The organism is Frigoribacterium sp. CFBP 13712 (assembly GCF_014842255.1).
Classification (GTDB): Bacteria; Actinomycetota; Actinomycetes; order Actinomycetales; family Microbacteriaceae; genus Frigoribacterium.
This window is the reverse complement of the sequence record NZ_JACYVH010000005.1, coordinates 161109-176044: the sequence shown is the minus strand read 5'-3', so window position 1 is coordinate 176044 and position 14936 is coordinate 161109. Positions and strand designations below refer to the sequence as shown.

Annotated in this window: 23 protein-coding genes; all 23 read right to left on the bottom strand. The window is 66.0% G+C overall.

From position 1 onward, the window contains the following. Positions 1-2 precede the first annotated feature (2 nt). Positions 3-539 carry a 50S ribosomal protein L6 gene (gene rplF, locus IFT51_RS10530; RefSeq protein WP_192061040.1) on the bottom strand — a complete coding sequence of 179 codons (537 nt, stop codon included), beginning with the start codon at positions 537-539 and terminating at the stop codon, positions 3-5. Between the two features lie 6 nt (positions 540-545). After that, entirely contained in the window at positions 546-944 is a 399-nt protein-coding gene (gene rpsH, locus IFT51_RS10525; protein ID WP_192061039.1) for a 30S ribosomal protein S8, read from the bottom strand. 141 nt (positions 945-1085) lie between these two features. Further along, positions 1086-1670, bottom strand: a complete 585-nt coding sequence (gene rplE, locus IFT51_RS10520) for a 50S ribosomal protein L5 (protein WP_192061038.1) — start codon at positions 1668-1670, stop codon at positions 1086-1088. Continuing rightward, a complete protein-coding gene (gene rplX / locus IFT51_RS10515; RefSeq protein WP_192061037.1) occupies positions 1670-2029 on the bottom strand; it encodes a 50S ribosomal protein L24 in 360 nt (119 codons plus the stop codon). Before rplX ends, rplE begins: the two co-directional genes overlap by 1 nt. 3 nt (positions 2030-2032) lie before the next feature. Further along, entirely contained in the window at positions 2033-2401 is a 369-nt protein-coding gene (rplN, locus tag IFT51_RS10510; RefSeq protein WP_043593350.1) for a 50S ribosomal protein L14, read from the bottom strand. 34 nt (positions 2402-2435) lie between these two features. Next, complete coding sequence (rpsQ, locus tag IFT51_RS10505; protein ID WP_055799902.1) at positions 2436-2732, bottom strand: 30S ribosomal protein S17; 297 nt, start codon at positions 2730-2732, stop codon at positions 2436-2438. Further along, positions 2732-3061, bottom strand: a complete 330-nt coding sequence (gene rpmC, locus IFT51_RS10500; RefSeq protein ID WP_192061036.1) for a 50S ribosomal protein L29 — start codon at positions 3059-3061, stop codon at positions 2732-2734. Before rpmC ends, rpsQ begins: the two co-directional genes overlap by 1 nt. Further along, positions 3061-3480, bottom strand: coding sequence for a 50S ribosomal protein L16 (rplP, locus tag IFT51_RS10495; RefSeq protein ID WP_055799897.1), 420 nt, complete (start codon positions 3478-3480; stop codon positions 3061-3063). The genes rpmC and rplP overlap by 1 nt, the downstream gene beginning before the upstream one ends. Positions 3481-3482: 2 nt before the next feature. After that, positions 3483-4262, bottom strand: a complete 780-nt coding sequence (gene rpsC / locus IFT51_RS10490) for a 30S ribosomal protein S3 (RefSeq protein WP_043593357.1) — start codon at positions 4260-4262, stop codon at positions 3483-3485. Then, positions 4262-4654, bottom strand: coding sequence for a 50S ribosomal protein L22 (gene rplV, locus IFT51_RS10485; protein WP_055799894.1), 393 nt, complete (start codon positions 4652-4654; stop codon positions 4262-4264). The genes rpsC and rplV overlap by 1 nt, the downstream gene beginning before the upstream one ends. Positions 4655-4678: 24 nt before the next feature. After that, positions 4679-4960 (bottom strand): 30S ribosomal protein S19, encoded by a 282-nt coding sequence (gene rpsS / locus IFT51_RS10480; RefSeq protein ID WP_123355173.1) that lies wholly within the window; start codon positions 4958-4960, stop codon positions 4679-4681. A gap of 12 nt (positions 4961-4972) precedes the next feature. Then, positions 4973-5812: a 50S ribosomal protein L2 gene (rplB, locus tag IFT51_RS10475; RefSeq protein WP_192061035.1), complete on the bottom strand. Its 840-nt coding sequence runs from the start codon at positions 5810-5812 to the stop codon at positions 4973-4975. An 18-nt stretch (positions 5813-5830) separates the two neighbouring features. Then, on the bottom strand, positions 5831-6130 hold the full coding sequence (rplW, locus tag IFT51_RS10470; RefSeq protein ID WP_055799883.1) for a 50S ribosomal protein L23: 300 nt from the start codon (positions 6128-6130) through the stop codon (positions 5831-5833). Beyond that, positions 6127-6789 (bottom strand): 50S ribosomal protein L4, encoded by a 663-nt coding sequence (gene rplD / locus IFT51_RS10465; RefSeq protein WP_192061034.1) that lies wholly within the window; start codon positions 6787-6789, stop codon positions 6127-6129. The genes rplW and rplD overlap by 4 nt, the downstream gene beginning before the upstream one ends. Before the next feature lie 3 nt (positions 6790-6792). After that, positions 6793-7443: a 50S ribosomal protein L3 gene (rplC, locus tag IFT51_RS10460; protein WP_167627285.1), complete on the bottom strand. Its 651-nt coding sequence runs from the start codon at positions 7441-7443 to the stop codon at positions 6793-6795. 15 nt (positions 7444-7458) lie between these two features. Next, positions 7459-7767, bottom strand: coding sequence for a 30S ribosomal protein S10 (gene rpsJ / locus IFT51_RS10455; protein WP_056259724.1), 309 nt, complete (start codon positions 7765-7767; stop codon positions 7459-7461). A gap of 427 nt (positions 7768-8194) precedes the next feature. Next, a complete protein-coding gene (locus IFT51_RS10450; protein ID WP_206758087.1) occupies positions 8195-9022 on the bottom strand; it encodes a DarT ssDNA thymidine ADP-ribosyltransferase family protein in 828 nt (275 codons plus the stop codon). Between the two features lie 95 nt (positions 9023-9117). Further along, positions 9118-10092 (bottom strand): DNA topoisomerase IB, encoded by a 975-nt coding sequence (locus IFT51_RS10445; protein ID WP_192061032.1) that lies wholly within the window; start codon positions 10090-10092, stop codon positions 9118-9120. 65 nt (positions 10093-10157) lie between these two features. Then, positions 10158-10370: an Rv0909 family putative TA system antitoxin gene (locus IFT51_RS10440; protein WP_192061031.1), complete on the bottom strand. Its 213-nt coding sequence runs from the start codon at positions 10368-10370 to the stop codon at positions 10158-10160. Between the two features lie 123 nt (positions 10371-10493). Continuing rightward, complete coding sequence (tuf, locus tag IFT51_RS10435) at positions 10494-11687, bottom strand: elongation factor Tu (RefSeq protein ID WP_192061030.1); 1194 nt, start codon at positions 11685-11687, stop codon at positions 10494-10496. Positions 11688-11813: 126 nt separating this feature from the next. Further along, positions 11814-13928: an elongation factor G gene (gene fusA / locus IFT51_RS10430; RefSeq protein WP_192061029.1), complete on the bottom strand. Its 2115-nt coding sequence runs from the start codon at positions 13926-13928 to the stop codon at positions 11814-11816. An 84-nt stretch (positions 13929-14012) separates the two neighbouring features. Beyond that, on the bottom strand, positions 14013-14483 hold the full coding sequence (gene rpsG, locus IFT51_RS10425; protein WP_055799861.1) for a 30S ribosomal protein S7: 471 nt from the start codon (positions 14481-14483) through the stop codon (positions 14013-14015). Next, positions 14483-14857 (bottom strand): 30S ribosomal protein S12, encoded by a 375-nt coding sequence (gene rpsL / locus IFT51_RS10420; RefSeq protein ID WP_043593380.1) that lies wholly within the window; start codon positions 14855-14857, stop codon positions 14483-14485. Before rpsL ends, rpsG begins: the two co-directional genes overlap by 1 nt. Positions 14858-14936 lie beyond the last annotated feature (79 nt).

Sequence of the window (14936 nt, the reverse complement as noted above, 5' to 3'; positions counted from 1 at the left end):
GATTACTTACCTGACTTTCCGGCCTTGCGGCGGACGACCTCGCCGGCGTAGCGCACACCCTTGCCCTTGTAGGGCTCGGGCTTGCGCAGCTTGCGGATGTTGGCGGCGACTTCGCCGACGGCCTGCTTGTCGATTCCGACGACCGTGAGCTTGTTGTTGCCTTCGACCGTGAAGCTGATGCCCGCAGGCGGCTCGACGGTGATGGGGTGCGAGTAACCGAGGGCGAACTCGATGTTCGAGCCCTTGGCCTGGACGCGGTAGCCGGTTCCGACGACCTCGAGGCCCTTCGTGTAGCCCTGCGTCACACCGATGATCTGGTTGGCGATGAGGGTACGCGTGAGGCCGTGCAGCGAACGCGACTCGCGCTCGTCGTCGGGGCGGGTCACGACGACCGTGCCCTCTTCGAGCTTGGCTTCGATGGGGCTCTTCACGATGAGCGACAGCTCACCCTTGGGGCCCTTGACGGTGACGGCCTGGCCGTCGATCTTCACGTCGACCCCGGCAGGGATCGAGATGGGGAGTCTTCCGATTCGAGACATGACGAGTTACCACACGTAGGCGATGACTTCTCCGCCCACGCCCTTCTTCTGGGCCTCACGGTCGGTCAGCAGACCGGAGGAAGTCGACAGGATGGCTACACCGAGTCCACCGAGCACCTGAGGGATCTCGGTCGACTTCGCATAGACCCGGAGACCGGGCTTCGACACGCGCTTGATGCCCTTGATGGAGCGCTCACGGGCGGGGCCGTACTTGAGGTCGATGGTGAGGGTCTGTCCGACGCGGGCGTCTTCGACCTTCCACGACTCGATGAAACCCTCGCGCTTGAGGATCTCGGCGATGTGGGACTTGAGCTTGCTGCTCGGAAGCGACACGGTCTCGTGGAAGGCCGAGTTCGCGTTGCGCAGTCTGGTCAGCAGGTCTGCGACCGGATCTGTCATCGTCATGCGATTGATCTCTTTCTCATCCGGTTTCGACATCCGGTACACCGGGTGCCGACCTGGACGATCGGGTGGTCGCAGAGCGAATCTCTGCGACCTCAGGGGAACGGTCGGCAACTCGACGTGCGAGTTGCCGACCGGACGATCTTACTTGGCCGAGTCGGCCGAACGGAACGGGAAGCCGAGCGCCTTCAGCAGCGCGCGCCCCTCGTCGTCGTTCTTGGCGGTGGTGACGACGGTGATGTCGAATCCACGCACGCGGTCGATGCGGTCCTGATCGATCTCGTGGAACATGCTCTGCTCCGTGAGACCGAACGTGTAGTTTCCGTTTCCGTCGAACTGGCGGTCGCTGAGACCACGGAAGTCGCGGATGCGGGGAAGAGCGAGCGACAGCAGCCGGTCGAGGAACTCCCATGCACGGTCGCCGCGAAGCGTCACGTGGGCGCCGATGGGCTGACCCTCGCGGAGCTTGAACTGGGCGATCGACTTGCGAGCCTTCGTGACCTGAGGCTTCTGACCCGTGATGGCGGTGAGGTCCTTGATGGCACCGTCGATGATCTTGCTGTCACGGGCGGCCTCGCCGACACCGGTGTTCACGACGATCTTGACCAGGCCGGGGACCTGGTGGACGTTCGTGAAACCGAAGTCGCTCTTCAGCTGCGGAAGGATCTCCGCGCGGTACTTCGCCTTGAGGCGCGGCAGCGCAGTCGGGGTGGTGGTGGTGTCAGTCATCAGAGGTTCTCTCCCGACGCCTTGGCGTAACGGACACGGACGGTCTTGGTGACGCCGCCCTTGGTGACCGTCTCTTCACGGAAGCCCACTCGCGTCGGCTTCTTGGTCTTGGGGTCGACGATGGCGACGTTCGACACGTGGATGGGTGCCTCGTGCGTCTCGATGCCACCGGTCTTCGTGCCGCGCTGCGTCTGGCCGACGCGAACGTGCTTGGTGACGAGGTTGACGCCCTCGACGACCACGCGGTTGCGCTCGACGAGGACCTCGAGGACCTTGCCCTGCTTGCCACGGTCGCCGCCACGCGTCTGCGTCGCGCCGGTGATGACCTGAACCAGGTCACCCTTCTTGATGTTTGCCATGACTTAGATAACCTCCGGCGCCAGCGAGATGATCTTCATGAACTTCTTGTCGCGAAGTTCGCGACCGACCGGCCCGAAGATACGGGTACCGCGGGGGTCCCCATCGGCCTTCAGGATCACTGCGGCGTTCTCGTCGAACTTGATGTAAGAGCCGTCCGGACGACGGACCTCTTTCTTGGTGCGAACGATGACGGCTTTGACGACGTCACCCTTCTTGACGTTTCCGCCGGGGATGGCGTCCTTCACCGTTGCGACGATGACGTCACCGAGACCCGCGTAACGACGGCCGGAGCCTCCGAGGACGCGGATGGTGAGGATCTCTTTCGCACCGGTGTTGTCGGCGATCTTGAGGCGGGATTCCTGCTGAATCACTTGTGTCTCCTTCTACGCAAGCAGGCCGCGAGGCCTACTTCGCCTTCTCGAGGATCTCGACCAGGCGCCAGCGCTTGGAGGCGCTGAGCGGACGGGTCTCGCTGATCACGACGAGGTCGCCGACACCGGCCGCGTTGGCCTCGTCGTGCGCCTTGACCTTGGACGTGCGGCGGATGACCTTGCCGTACAGGGGGTGCTTGACGCGGTCCTCGACCTCGACGGTGATGGTCTTGTCCATCTTGTCGCTGGTCACGTAGCCGCGACGGGTCTTGCGGTAGCCGCGGGTCTCGACGGCTGCCGAGTCGACCTCGGTCTTGTTCTCGGTAGCCATTACTTCTCCTCGGCGGTCTCGACGGTGTCGGCGGCGGGCGCCTCGTCGGCGGCGGCCTTCTTGGTCGACTTCTTGGTCGCCTTGGGAGCGGCCTCGACGGCGACGGGGGTGGCACGGATGCCGAGCTCGCGCTCACGCAGGACCGTGTAGATGCGAGCGATGTCGCGCTTCACGGCACGCAGGCGGCCGTGGCTCTCGAGCTGGCCCGTGGCCGACTGGAAGCGCAGGTTGAACAGCTCTTCTTTGGCCTTCTTCAGCTCGTCGACCAGACGCTCGTCTTCGAAAGTGTCGAGCTCGGTCGGACGGAGCTCTTTGGATCCGATCGCCATTATGCGTCGCCCTCCTCGCGCTTGATGATGCGTGCCTTGAGGGGCAGCTTGTGGATCGCACGAGTGAGTGCCTCGCGCGCGATTTCGTCAGACACGCCGCTGAGCTCGAAGAGCACGCGACCGGGCTTGACGTTGGCGACCCACCACTCGGGCGAACCCTTACCGGAACCCATGCGGGTCTCGGCGGGCTTCTTCGTGAGGGGGCGGTCGGGGTAGATGTTGATCCAGACCTTGCCGCCGCGCTTGATGTGACGCGTCATGGCGATACGAGCGGACTCGATCTGACGGTTGGTCACGTAAGCGGGCGTGAGTGCCTGGATGCCGTACTCACCGAAGCTGACCTTGGTGCCACCAGTGGCCTGGCCACTGCGACCGGGGTGGTGCTGCTTGCGGTGCTTGACACGACGGGGGATAAGCATGGTTACGCCTCAGCTCCTGTGGTGGCGGGTGCCTTCTGCTCGCGGGGAGCGCGGTCGCCCCCGCCGCGACGGGCACCGTCACGGTCGTTACGGCGCTCGGGGCGAGACGACTTCTGGTTCGCCTGCTCGCGTGCGAGCTCCTTGTTGGTGATGTCGCCCTTGTAGATCCAGACCTTGACACCGATGCGACCGAAGGTGGTCTTGGCCTCGTAGAAGCCGTAGTCGATGTTCGCGCGGAGCGTGTGCAGGGGCACGCGGCCCTCGCGGTAGAACTCCGAGCGGCTCATCTCGGCGCCGCCGAGACGACCGGACACCTGGATGCGGACACCCTTGGCACCGGCGCGCTGCGCGCCCTGGAGGCCCTTGCGCATCGCACGACGGAACGCGACACGAGCAGCGAGCTGCTCGGCGATGCCCTGTGCGACGAGCTGAGCCTCGGCCTCGGGGTTCTTGACCTCGAGGATGTTGAGCTGGATCTGCTTGCTCGTGAGCTTCTCGAGGTCGCCGCGGATGCGCTCGGCCTCGGCGCCACGACGACCGATCACGATGCCCGGACGGGCGGTGTGGATGTCGACGCGGACGCGGTCACGGGTGCGCTCGATCTCGATCTTGGCCACGCCGGCGCGGTCGAGCGAGGTCTTGAGCAGGGTGCGGATCTTCACGTCTTCGGCGACGTAGTCGCTGTAACGCTGGCCCGGCTTGGTGCTGTCGGTGAACCACCGCGACACGTGGTCGGTGGTGATGCCCAGACGGAAGCCGTACGGGTTTACTTTCTGGCCCATTACTTGCTCGCCTTCTTCGTAGCGTCGGCAGCCTCGACCTCATCAGGCGTCGCGAGGACGATCGTGATGTGGCTGGTGCGCTTCAGGATCTGGAAGGCGCGCCCCTGGGCTCGCGGCTGGAACCGCTTGAGGGTTGCACCCTGATCGACGAATGCACGGCTCACGTAGAGGTCCTGCTCGTCGAGGTAGCTGTTGTCTTTGTCCGCCTTGACACGGGCGTTGGCCATGGCCGACGCGACGAGCTTGTAGACGGGCTCGCTCGCACCCTGGGGCGCGAACTTCAGGATGGCCAGGGCCTCGAGGGCCTGCTTGCCGCGGATCAGGTTGACGACGCGACGGGCCTTCATGGGGGTGACGCGGATGTGACGCACGCGTGCGATCGACTCCACCATTTCTCTCCTCCTTACGTCGCCGCGTTAGCGGCGACGACCCTTCTTGTCGTCCTTCACGTGACCACGGAAGGTGCGGGTGGGCGCGAACTCACCGAGCTTGTGGCCGATCATGCTCTCGGTCACGAACACGGGGATGTGCTTGCGTCCGTCGTGCACGGCGATGGTGTGTCCCAGCATGTTCGGGATGATCATCGATCGGCGCGACCAGGTCTTGATGACGTTCTTGGTGCTGGCCTCGTTCTGCGTGACGACCTTGCGGAGCAGGTGGTCGTCAACGAAGGGGCCCTTCTTAAGACTGCGTGGCATCTTCTACAACTCCTACTTACGCTTCTTGCCAGCGTTACGACGACGGACGATGAGCTTGTCGCTCTCCTTGTTGGGGTGGCGCGTGCGGCCTTCTTTCTGGCCCCACGGGCTGACCGGGTGGCGACCACCGGAGGTCTTGCCCTCACCACCACCGTGCGGGTGGTCGACGGGGTTCATGGCGACACCACGGACGGTCGGGCGGACGCCCTTCCAGCGCATGCGGCCGGCCTTGCCCCAGTTGATGTTCGACTGCTCGGCGTTGCCGACCTCGCCGATGGTGGCGCGGCAGCGGGCGTCGACGTTGCGGACCTCGCCCGACGGCAGACGGAGCTGCGCGTAGGGGCCGTCCTTGGCGACCAGACGGACCGACGCACCGGCGGAACGGGCCATCTTCGCGCCTCCACCGGGCTTGAGCTCGATGGCGTGGATGACGGTACCGACGGGGATGTTCTTCAGCGGCAGGTTGTTGCCGGGCTTGATGTCGGCCCCGGCACCCGACTCGACGATGTCACCCTGCGACAGCTTGTTCGGAGCGATGATGTAGCGCTTCGAGCCGTCCATGAAGTGCAGGAGCGCGATGCGCGCCGTGCGGTTGGGGTCGTACTCGATGTGAGCGACCTTGGCGTTGACGCCGTCCTTGTCGTGACGACGGAAGTCGATCACGCGGTACTGGCGCTTGTGGCCACCACCGATGTGACGGGTCGTGATGCGACCGGCGTTGTTGCGCCCACCCGACTTGGTCAGCGGACGGAGCAGCGACTTCTCGGGCGTCGAACGCGTGATCTCCGCGAAGTCGGCGACCGACGAACCGCGGCGACCCGGCGTCGTGGGCTTGTAGTTACGAATAGCCATGTTTTATCCCTCTGCTCCCTAGCCGACAGCCGTGAAGATGTCGATGGAACCGGACTTGAGCGTCACGATGGCGCGCTTGGTGTCTTTACGCTTGCCGGTGCCGAAACGGGTGCGACGGGTCTTGCCCGTCCGGTTGAGCGTGTTGATGCTGTCGACCTTGACGTCGAAGATCTTCTCGATGGCGAGCTTGATCTCGGTCTTGTTCGACCGCGGGTCGACGATGAAGGTGTACTTGCCCTGATCGATCAGGGAGTAGCTCTTCTCGGAGACGACGGGCGAGATGATGACGTCGCGAGGGTCCTTGCCGTAGCCGCTCATGCGGAGGCCTCCTTCTTGGTCTTCGAGGCGACGAAGCCGTCGAAGGCGCTCTTCGTGAAGACGATGTCGTCGCTGACGAGCACGTCGTAGGCGTTGAGCTGGTCGTACGTGATCACGTGGACCGTGGTCACGTTGCGAACGCTCTTGCGGGTCAGCTCGTCGTCGCGGTCGACGACGATCAGGACGTGCTTGCTCGACGCGACGGACGCGAGGAGGTCGAGCGCGACCTTGGTGCTGATCGAGTCGGCGACGAAGCTCTCGACGACGTGGACGCGGGCACCGCGTGCACGGTCGGACAGGGCGCCGAGGAGGGCTGCGGCGATCATCTTCTTGGGCGTGCGCTGCGCGTAGTCACGCGGCTGCGGCCCGTGGACGATGCCACCGCCGGTCATCTGGGGGGCGCGGATCGAGCCCTGACGAGCGCGACCGGTTCCCTTCTGCTTGAACGGCTTGCGACCGGCGCCGGAGACCTCGCCACGACGCTTGGTCTTGTGGGTTCCCTGACGGGCGGCGGCCTGCTGGGCGACGACGACCTGGTGGATCAGCGGGACGTTGGTGACGACGTCGAAGAGCTCGACGGGCAGCTCGACGGTGCCGGTCTTCGAGCCGGTGGCGTCGAGGACGTCGACCGAGGCGGCCGATGCGGTAGTGGTGGCCATGAGCTACTTCCCCTTCACGGCGGTACGGACGAAAACGATGCGGCCGCGAGCACCGGGGACGGCGCCCTTGACGAGCAGCAGACCCTTCTCGGCGTCGACGGCGTGCACCGTGAGGTTCAGGATGGTGACCCGGTCGCCACCCATGCGACCGGCCATGCGCATGCCCTTGAAGACACGGCTGGGGGTCGACGAAGCACCGATCGAACCGGGCTTGCGGTGGTTGCGGTGGGCACCGTGCGAGGCGCCGACGCCCTTGAAGTTGTGACGCTTCATGACACCGGCGAAGCCCTTGCCCTTGGAGGTGCCGACGACGTCGACCTTCTGGCCGGCCTCGAAGGTGTCGACCGTGAGCTCCTGGCCGAGTGCGTACTCGGCGGCGTCGGCGGTGCGGACCTCGGTGAGGTGGCGGCGGGGCGTGACACCGGCGGCGTCGAAGTGACCGACGGCCGGCTTGGTGGCCTTGCGGGGGTCGATCTGACCGGCGGCGATCTGGACGGCCGTGTAGCCGTCCTTCTCGAGCGAGCGGACCTGGGTCACGACGTTCGGAGCGATCTCGACGACGGTGACGGGGATGAGCTTGTTGTTCTCGTCCCAGACCTGGGTCATGCCGAGCTTCTTGCCGAGCAGGCCCTTGACGTTCTTCGTGGTGCTGATGGTCATGGTCGCCCCCTACAGCTTGATCTCGATGTTGACGTCGGCGGGGAGGTCGAGGCGCATGAGCGAGTCGACGGCCTTCGGCGTCGGGTCGACGATGTCGATGAGGCGCTTGTGCGTGCGCTTCTCGAAGTGCTCGCGCGAGTCCTTGTACTTGTGGGGCGAACGGATCACGACGACCACGTTCTTCTCGGTCGGCAGCGGCACGGGGCCGACCACCGTAGCGCCCGCGCGGGTGACCGTGTCGACGATCTTGCGCGCGGAGGAGTCGATGACCTCGTGGTCATACGACTTAAGTCGGATGCGGATCTTCTGTCCCGCCATGTGTGACTCTCTCTCGTTCGGACGTCGCGCACCTCGAAGGCCGCCTGACGCTGTTTGCTGGGCAAACATCTGGCACTACGTGTCTCTCGCGTACCGCTGTTCTTGTGTCAATCCATCTCGGAACCCGGCCGATGGCCGCGGAGAAGACCCGGGGAGGGCAGTCATCGTGGTCATCGCCCCGCCTGCCGCACCCCGGAGGGCGGGCGTCGCAAGGGATTCGATTGTGAGATGCGTCCTGCTACCCGCGGCCCAGACGCGATACGTCTGTGCACTGCCTGGCAGTGATCCGTGGTGGCGCCCGTGGCGCAACCCGAAGTGTGGAACTAGACGATTTTGCCACACGCCTGCATTTGCTGCAACCCGGGCGTGTCGCGGATTTCGAGGAGGGGCCGCGCGCGCCTCCTGGGCGGACGCGGCCCCTCGTGGATCAGACCTGCTCGACGGGCGAGGGTCGGAACCAGGGCGGGTAGACCGAGATGCGCGGGGCGTGCCCGCCGGCGTCGGCCACCAGGTTCTTGACGGCGTCGCGGACCTTGTCGTTCGGCACGCCCACGAGGGTGACGGCGTCGAAGGCGACACGCGACGGGACGAGCACCTCGGGCTCGAGCAGGTCGGGGTCGGCGAGCGAGAACCGGCGCACCATGCCCGCGGCGTCGTCGACGCCCACACCGGCGCGCACGCCCTGGACCGCAGCGTCACCCTCGGTCACGACGAAGTCGTCGCCCAGGGCCGAGATCGGGACGACGAGCATGACGAAGTCCGTGGCCTTCGCCGTGCGGGCGGCGTCGGACCACTCGTAGCCCTCGGCACCGGAGCGCACGGTGTCCCAGGCGGTGGCGTGGGGCGAGAGCGAGAACGGGACGTGGTCGGCGAGCGGGGCGCCGGAGGCGGCGGTCACCGATGCGCGGAGCGCACGGGTGGCCTCGGAGCTGACGTCGAGCACCGGCGTGGCGCCGGCACGGATCTCGCCGGACTCGAGGATGCCGGGCAGGTTGGAGACGTGGGTCCAGTGGTAGACGCGCTGCTGGGAGAACACGGGGACGGGCGTCTGGGCCGCCTGAGCGGCCACAGCGGACGCCGCCATGTCTCGAGGGAGTGCGGGGGTGCTGCGGAGCGACTCGGGCTTCCGGGAGGCGGCACGCCGCTTGGGCACGAGGGTCTTGACCTGACCGTCGGCGTCGACCTGGGGCTCGCGTCGGCGAGGCGCGCAGATGTCGCACAGCTCTCTCTCGAAACCGTGGATGCACTCGTCCATCACTGCAGTAGTTCCTCTCGGGCGCCGGACTCGATCCGACGCAACCCTCAACGGTACGTCATCGAGCCGAGCGCTGGCGAACGCTCGGGGCGGCTTCACCGGTAGAGGAGCGCCCTGACCTCCGACTCGGCGGCGGCGATGCGAGCCGGATCGATGGTCTCCCCGTGCTCGTAGGCGTCGATCAGACGCGGGTCGACGTACGACGCCCGGGCGACGGAGGGGGTGTTGCCGAGCACCTCAGCGGCCGCCGCGATGGCCTGCGAGACGGCCTTGCGCCTCCTCGTGGGGGTCTGCTGCGGGCCCGCCTTCGCGAGACCGACCGCTGCCGCCACCGTGCCGTGCAGCGTGCGGAAGTCCTTCGCCGTGAAGTCTCCCCCGGTCTGCTCTCGGACGTAGTCGTTGATCTCGACCGCGTGCAGCGGGCGCCACGGGTCGCCGGCCGCAGGACGCCAGGCCAGGAGGCGCGCCCGGGGGCCCCGGCTCTTGAGCCCGCGGACGACGGAGGCGAGGTCCGCGTCGCGGATCGACGACTCCCACGCCTGACCGCTCTTGGCGGGGAACGCCAGCGACACCGCGTCGCCGGAGACCGACACGTGAGCGCAGAGCAGCGTCGACAGCCCATGACTGCCGTGCTGCTCGGCGTAGCGTTCGGACCCGACCCGGAGGGAGCCGGTGTCGAGCATGCGGAAGCCGGTCGCCAGAGCGCGCTCACGCACGGGCTCGGCGAGTCGCAGATGCCGGGTGACGCGCCCGCGGGCCGCCGGCAGCGATTCTGCGAGAGCCATCGCGCGATCGAACTTGAGGCGGTCCTTCTGCTCACGCCAGGTGGGGTGGTAGACGTACTGCCGACGCCCGGCGGCGTCCACACCCGTCGCCTGCACGTGGCCGTTCGGATAGGGCGCGATCCAGACGTCGGTCCAGGCGGGTGGGATGCCGAGATGATCGATCCGAGCCCTCAGCCCGGGGTCGGTCACGAGCGCCCCGTTCTCGTCGCGGTAGGAGAAACCGGAGCCGGCCCGCCTGCGCGAGATGCCGGGTCGCGTGGCATCGGTTCGGCGGAGGCGCGGCATCCGTCGAGTAAACACCCGACGGGCGACCCGGGGTGATCCCTGGCCGCCCGTCGTTCATGACACCGTCAGCGGTCGCCGAGCTTCTCGTCGGCCTGCCGCCGTGCCTGCTCGATCTTGTCTGAGTGCTTGCCGCCGGTGGCCTTGTCGGCCGCCTTGGCGACGGCGTCGAGCACGGAGTCGCTGACGCCCTCCGCCTTCTCGCTCTTCAGCGCCTCCTGGACCTTGCCGTCTTTCAGGAAGGCCTGGGCCTTCTTGCTGATGTCGTCGAAGCCTGCCATGGGGATCTCCCGTCCGTGCCGGTCGGTCCGGCTCGAGTCCATCGTGTACCCGGAGACGAGAAAGAGGCCGGACCCCGAAGGGTCCGACCTCTCTCGAGATCAGCAGTGCTGGAGGACCAGTACTTACTTGACGATCTTGGTGACGGTACCGGCACCCACCGTGCGACCACCCTCGCGGATGGCGAAGCGGAGGCCCTCTTCCATGGCGATCGGCTGGATCAGCTGAACGGTGATCTCAGTCGTGTCGCCGGGCATGACCATCTCGGTGCCCTCGGGCAGCGTGATGACACCCGTGACGTCGGTGGTGCGGAAGTAGAACTGCGGGCGGTAGTTCGCGTAGAACGGGTTGTGACGGCCGCCCTCGTCCTTCGAGAGGATGTAGACGTTCGCCTCGAACTCGGTGTGGGGCGTGATCGAGCCGGGCTTGACGACGACCTGGCCGCGCTCGACGTCTTCACGCTTCGTGCCACGGAGCAGGAGTCCGACGTTCTCACCGGCGCGTGCGTCTTCGAGGGTCTTGCGGAACATCTCGATGGCGGTGACGGTGGTCTTGGAGGACTTCTCCTTGATGCCGACGATCTCGACCTCGTCGTTCGGCTTCAGGATGCCTCGCTCGACACGACCGGTGATGACGGTTCCACGACCGGTGATCGTGAAGACGTCCTCGACGGGCATGAGGAAGGGCTGGTCCGTCGCACGGACGGGCTCCGGCACGTTCTCGTCGACCTGGTCCATCAGGTCGGCGACCGTGGCGGCCCACTTCTCGTCGCCCTCGAGGGCCTTGAGAGCGGAGACCTGCACGACGGGAGCGTTGTCGCCGTCGAAGTCCTGGCTGGAGAGGAGCTCGCGCACCTCGATCTCGACGAGCTCGAGGATCTCCTCGTCGTCGACCATGTCGGACTTGTTCAGGGCCACGACGATGTAGGGCACGCCGACCTGACGGGCGAGCAGGACGTGCTCACGCGTCTGGGGCATCGGGCCGTCGGTGGCGGCGACCACGAGGATCGCGCCGTCCATCTGAGCCGCACCGGTGATCATGTTCTTGATGTAGTCGGCGTGGCCGGGTGCATCGACGTGAGCGTAGTGGCGCTTCTCGGTCTGGTACTCGACGTGCGAGATGTTGATCGTGATGCCGCGCTGCTTCTCTTCGGGCGCGTTGTCGATCTGGTCGAACGCCGACGCCTCGTTGAGGTTGGGGTACTTGTCGTGCAGCACCTTGGTGATCGCCGCGGTGAGCGTGGTCTTGCCGTGGTCGACGTGACCGATGGTTCCGATGTTGACGTGCGGCTTGGTCCGCTCGAACTTGGCCTTAGCCACTGTGGGTCCTCCTCAGGACTCGGTTGCAGTGGAGCCGGGGGCCGGGTCGATGACCCGGCCTACCGGACACTGCGGATTGGTGTGTGTACATGTTACGCGGTCGAGGTTCGGCCGCGTGGTTCGGGACTATTCGCCCTTGTTCTTCTGGATGATCTCCTCGGCGACCGCCGAGGGGACCTCCTGATAGGACTCGAACGTCATCGAGTAGACGGCACGACCCGAGGTCTTCGACCGCAGGTCACCGACGTATCCGAACATCTCCGACAGCGGCACGCTGGCCCGAACGACCTTCACACCACTGGCGTCTTCCATCGACGAGATCTGCCCGCGTCGCGAGCTGAGGTCGCCGATGACGTCGCCCATATACTCTTCGGGCGTACGGACCTCGACCGCCATGAGCGGTTCGAGGAGAACGGGCTGGGCCTTGCGAGCCGCCTCTTTGTAGGCGATCGACCCGGCGATCTTGAAGGCCATCTCGGACGAGTCGACGTCGTGCGCCGCACCGTCGAGCAGCAGCGCCCGGACACCCACGGTCGGGTAGCCCGCGAGGACACCCACCTGCATGGCGTCCTGGATGCCGGCGTCGACCGAGGGGATGTACTCGCGCGGCACGCGACCACCGGTGACCTTGTTGACGAACTCGTAGGTCGACTCGGCGGTGACCTCGTAGGGCTCGAGCGCGATCTGGATCTTCGCGAACTGACCCGAACCACCGGTCTGCTTCTTGTGCGTGTAGTCGTACCGCTCGATGCCCTTCTTGAGGGTCTCGCGGTAGGCGACCTGGGGCTTGCCCACGTTCGCCTCGACGTTGAACTCGCGCTTCATGCGGTCGACGAGGATGTCGAGGTGGAGCTCGCCCATGCCCTTGATGACCGTCTGACCGGTCTCGACGTTGAGCTCGACGCGGAACGTCGGGTCCTCTTCGGCGAGCTTCTGGATGGCCAGCGAGAGCTTCTCCTGGTCGGCCTTGGTCTTCGGCTCGATGGCGACCTCGATGACGGGCTCGGGGAACGTCATCGACTCGAGCACGATCTGCTCGGACGGGTCGCACAGGGTGTCGCCGGTCGTGGTGAACTTCAGGCCGATGACCGCGTAGATGTGGCCAGCGGTCACGCTCTCGACCGGGTTCTCCTTGTTGGAGTGCATCTGGAAGATCTTGCCGATGCGCTCCTTCTTGTCTTTGGTCGAGTTGATGACCTGGGCGCCGGACTCGATCGAACCCGAGTAGACGCGCACGTAGGTCAGACGACCGAAGAACGGGTGCACCGCGACCTTGAAGGCGAGAGCCGAGAAGGGCTCCGACGACTCGGGCTTGCGGATGATGACCTTCTCGGCGTCGCGGACGTCGTGGCCCTCCATGGGAGGCACGTCGAGCGGCGAGGGGAGGTAGTCGATGACCGCGTCGAGCATCGGCTGGACGCCGCGGTTCTTGAAGGCGGAGCCGCAGAAGATCGGGTACAGCTCGGAGTTGACCGTCATCTTGCGGACGGCGGCCTTGATCTCGGCGATCGTGAGCTCTTCGCCACCGAAGTACTTCTCGAGCAGCGCGTCGTCCGACTCGGCGACCGTCTCGAGGAGCTTGGCGCGGTACTCCGCGGCCTTCTCCTTCAGGTCTTCGGGGATCTCTTCGATCTCGTACTTGGCACCCAGCTCGACGTCACCCTTGGCGTCACCGCGCCACGTGAGGGCGCGCATCTCGACCAGGTCGACGACGCCCTCGAAGGAGCTCTCGGCACCGATGGGGAGCTGCATGACCAGCGGCTTGGCGCCGAGGCGGTTGATGATCGTGTCGACCGTGAAGTAGAAGTCGGCGCCGAGCTTGTCCATCTTGTTGACGAAGCAGATGCGGGGCACGTCGTACTTGTCGGCCTGACGCCAGACGGTCTCGGACTGGGGCTCGACGCCCTCCTTGCCGTCGAAGACGGCGACGGCGCCGTCGAGGACGCGGAGCGAGCGCTCGACCTCGACCGTGAAGTCGACGTGACCGGGGGTGTCGATGATGTTGATCTGGTTCTTGTTCCAGAAGCACGTCGTCGCAGCCGAGGTGATGGTGATGCCGCGCTCTTGCTCCTGCGCCATCCAGTCCATCGTGGCCGCACCGTCGTGGACCTCACCGATCTTGTGGGTGATGCCCGTGTAGTACAGGATGCGCTCGGTGGTCGTCGTCTTGCCAGCATCGATGTGAGCCATGATGCCGATGTTGCGGACCTTGTTCAGGTCGGTGAGCACATCTTGTGCCACGGGTTCCTCCGAAGGGATAGGTGGGGAGTGGGGGGACGAGGAGGTGCGGTGCGCGGGATGCGCACACCGCGCCTCCTCGGCCGGTTACCAGCGGTAGTGCGCGAAGGCCTTGTTCGACTCGGCCATCTTGTGCGTGTCTTCGCGACGCTTGACAGCGGCGCCGAGACCGTTCGAGGCGTCGAGAATCTCGTTCATGAGACGCTCGGTCATGGTCTTCTCGCGACGAGCCTTGGCGTAGCTGGTGAGCCAGCGGAGAGCCAGGGTGTTGGCGCGGTGGGGCTTGACCTCGACGGGGACCTGGTAGGTCGAACCGCCGACGCGACGCGAACGGACCTCGAGAGTCGGGCGCACGTTGTCGAGCGCCTTCTTCAGCGTGGCGACCGCGTCCTGGTCGTTCTTGGCGGAGACGCCGGCGAGAGCACCGTAGACGATGCGCTCGGCGAGCCCCTTCTTGCCGTCGAGGAGGATCTTGTTGACGAGCTGGCTGACGATCGGCGCACCGTAGACCGGGTCGGCGACGACAGGGCGCTTGGGCGCGGGTCCTTTACGAGGCATTACTTCTTGTCCTTCTTCGCACCGTAGAGGCTGCGAGCCTGCTTGCGGTTCTTCACGGCCTGGGTGTCGAGGGCGCCACGGACGATCTTGTAGCGCACACCGGGGAGGTCTTTGACACGACCGCCGCGGACGAGCACCATCGAGTGCTCTTGCAGGTTGTGGCCCTCGCCGGGGATGTAGGCGGTGACCTCGGTGCCGTTCGAGAGCTTCACACGAGCGACCTTGCGGAGCGCGGAGTTCGGCTTCTTGGGGGTGGTGGTGTACACACGCGTGCACACGCCACGCTGCTGGGGGTTGGACCGCAGGGCGGGGGCCTTGGTCTTGACGACCTTCGGCGTGCGTCCCTTGCGGACCAGCTGCTGAATAGTTGGCACTGGTTCTCCTCGTTCGATCTCGGCCCGGTCTGACGACCCGGTCGAGTCGCGCTGCTCTCGCATCGCTGTGCTCTGTCCG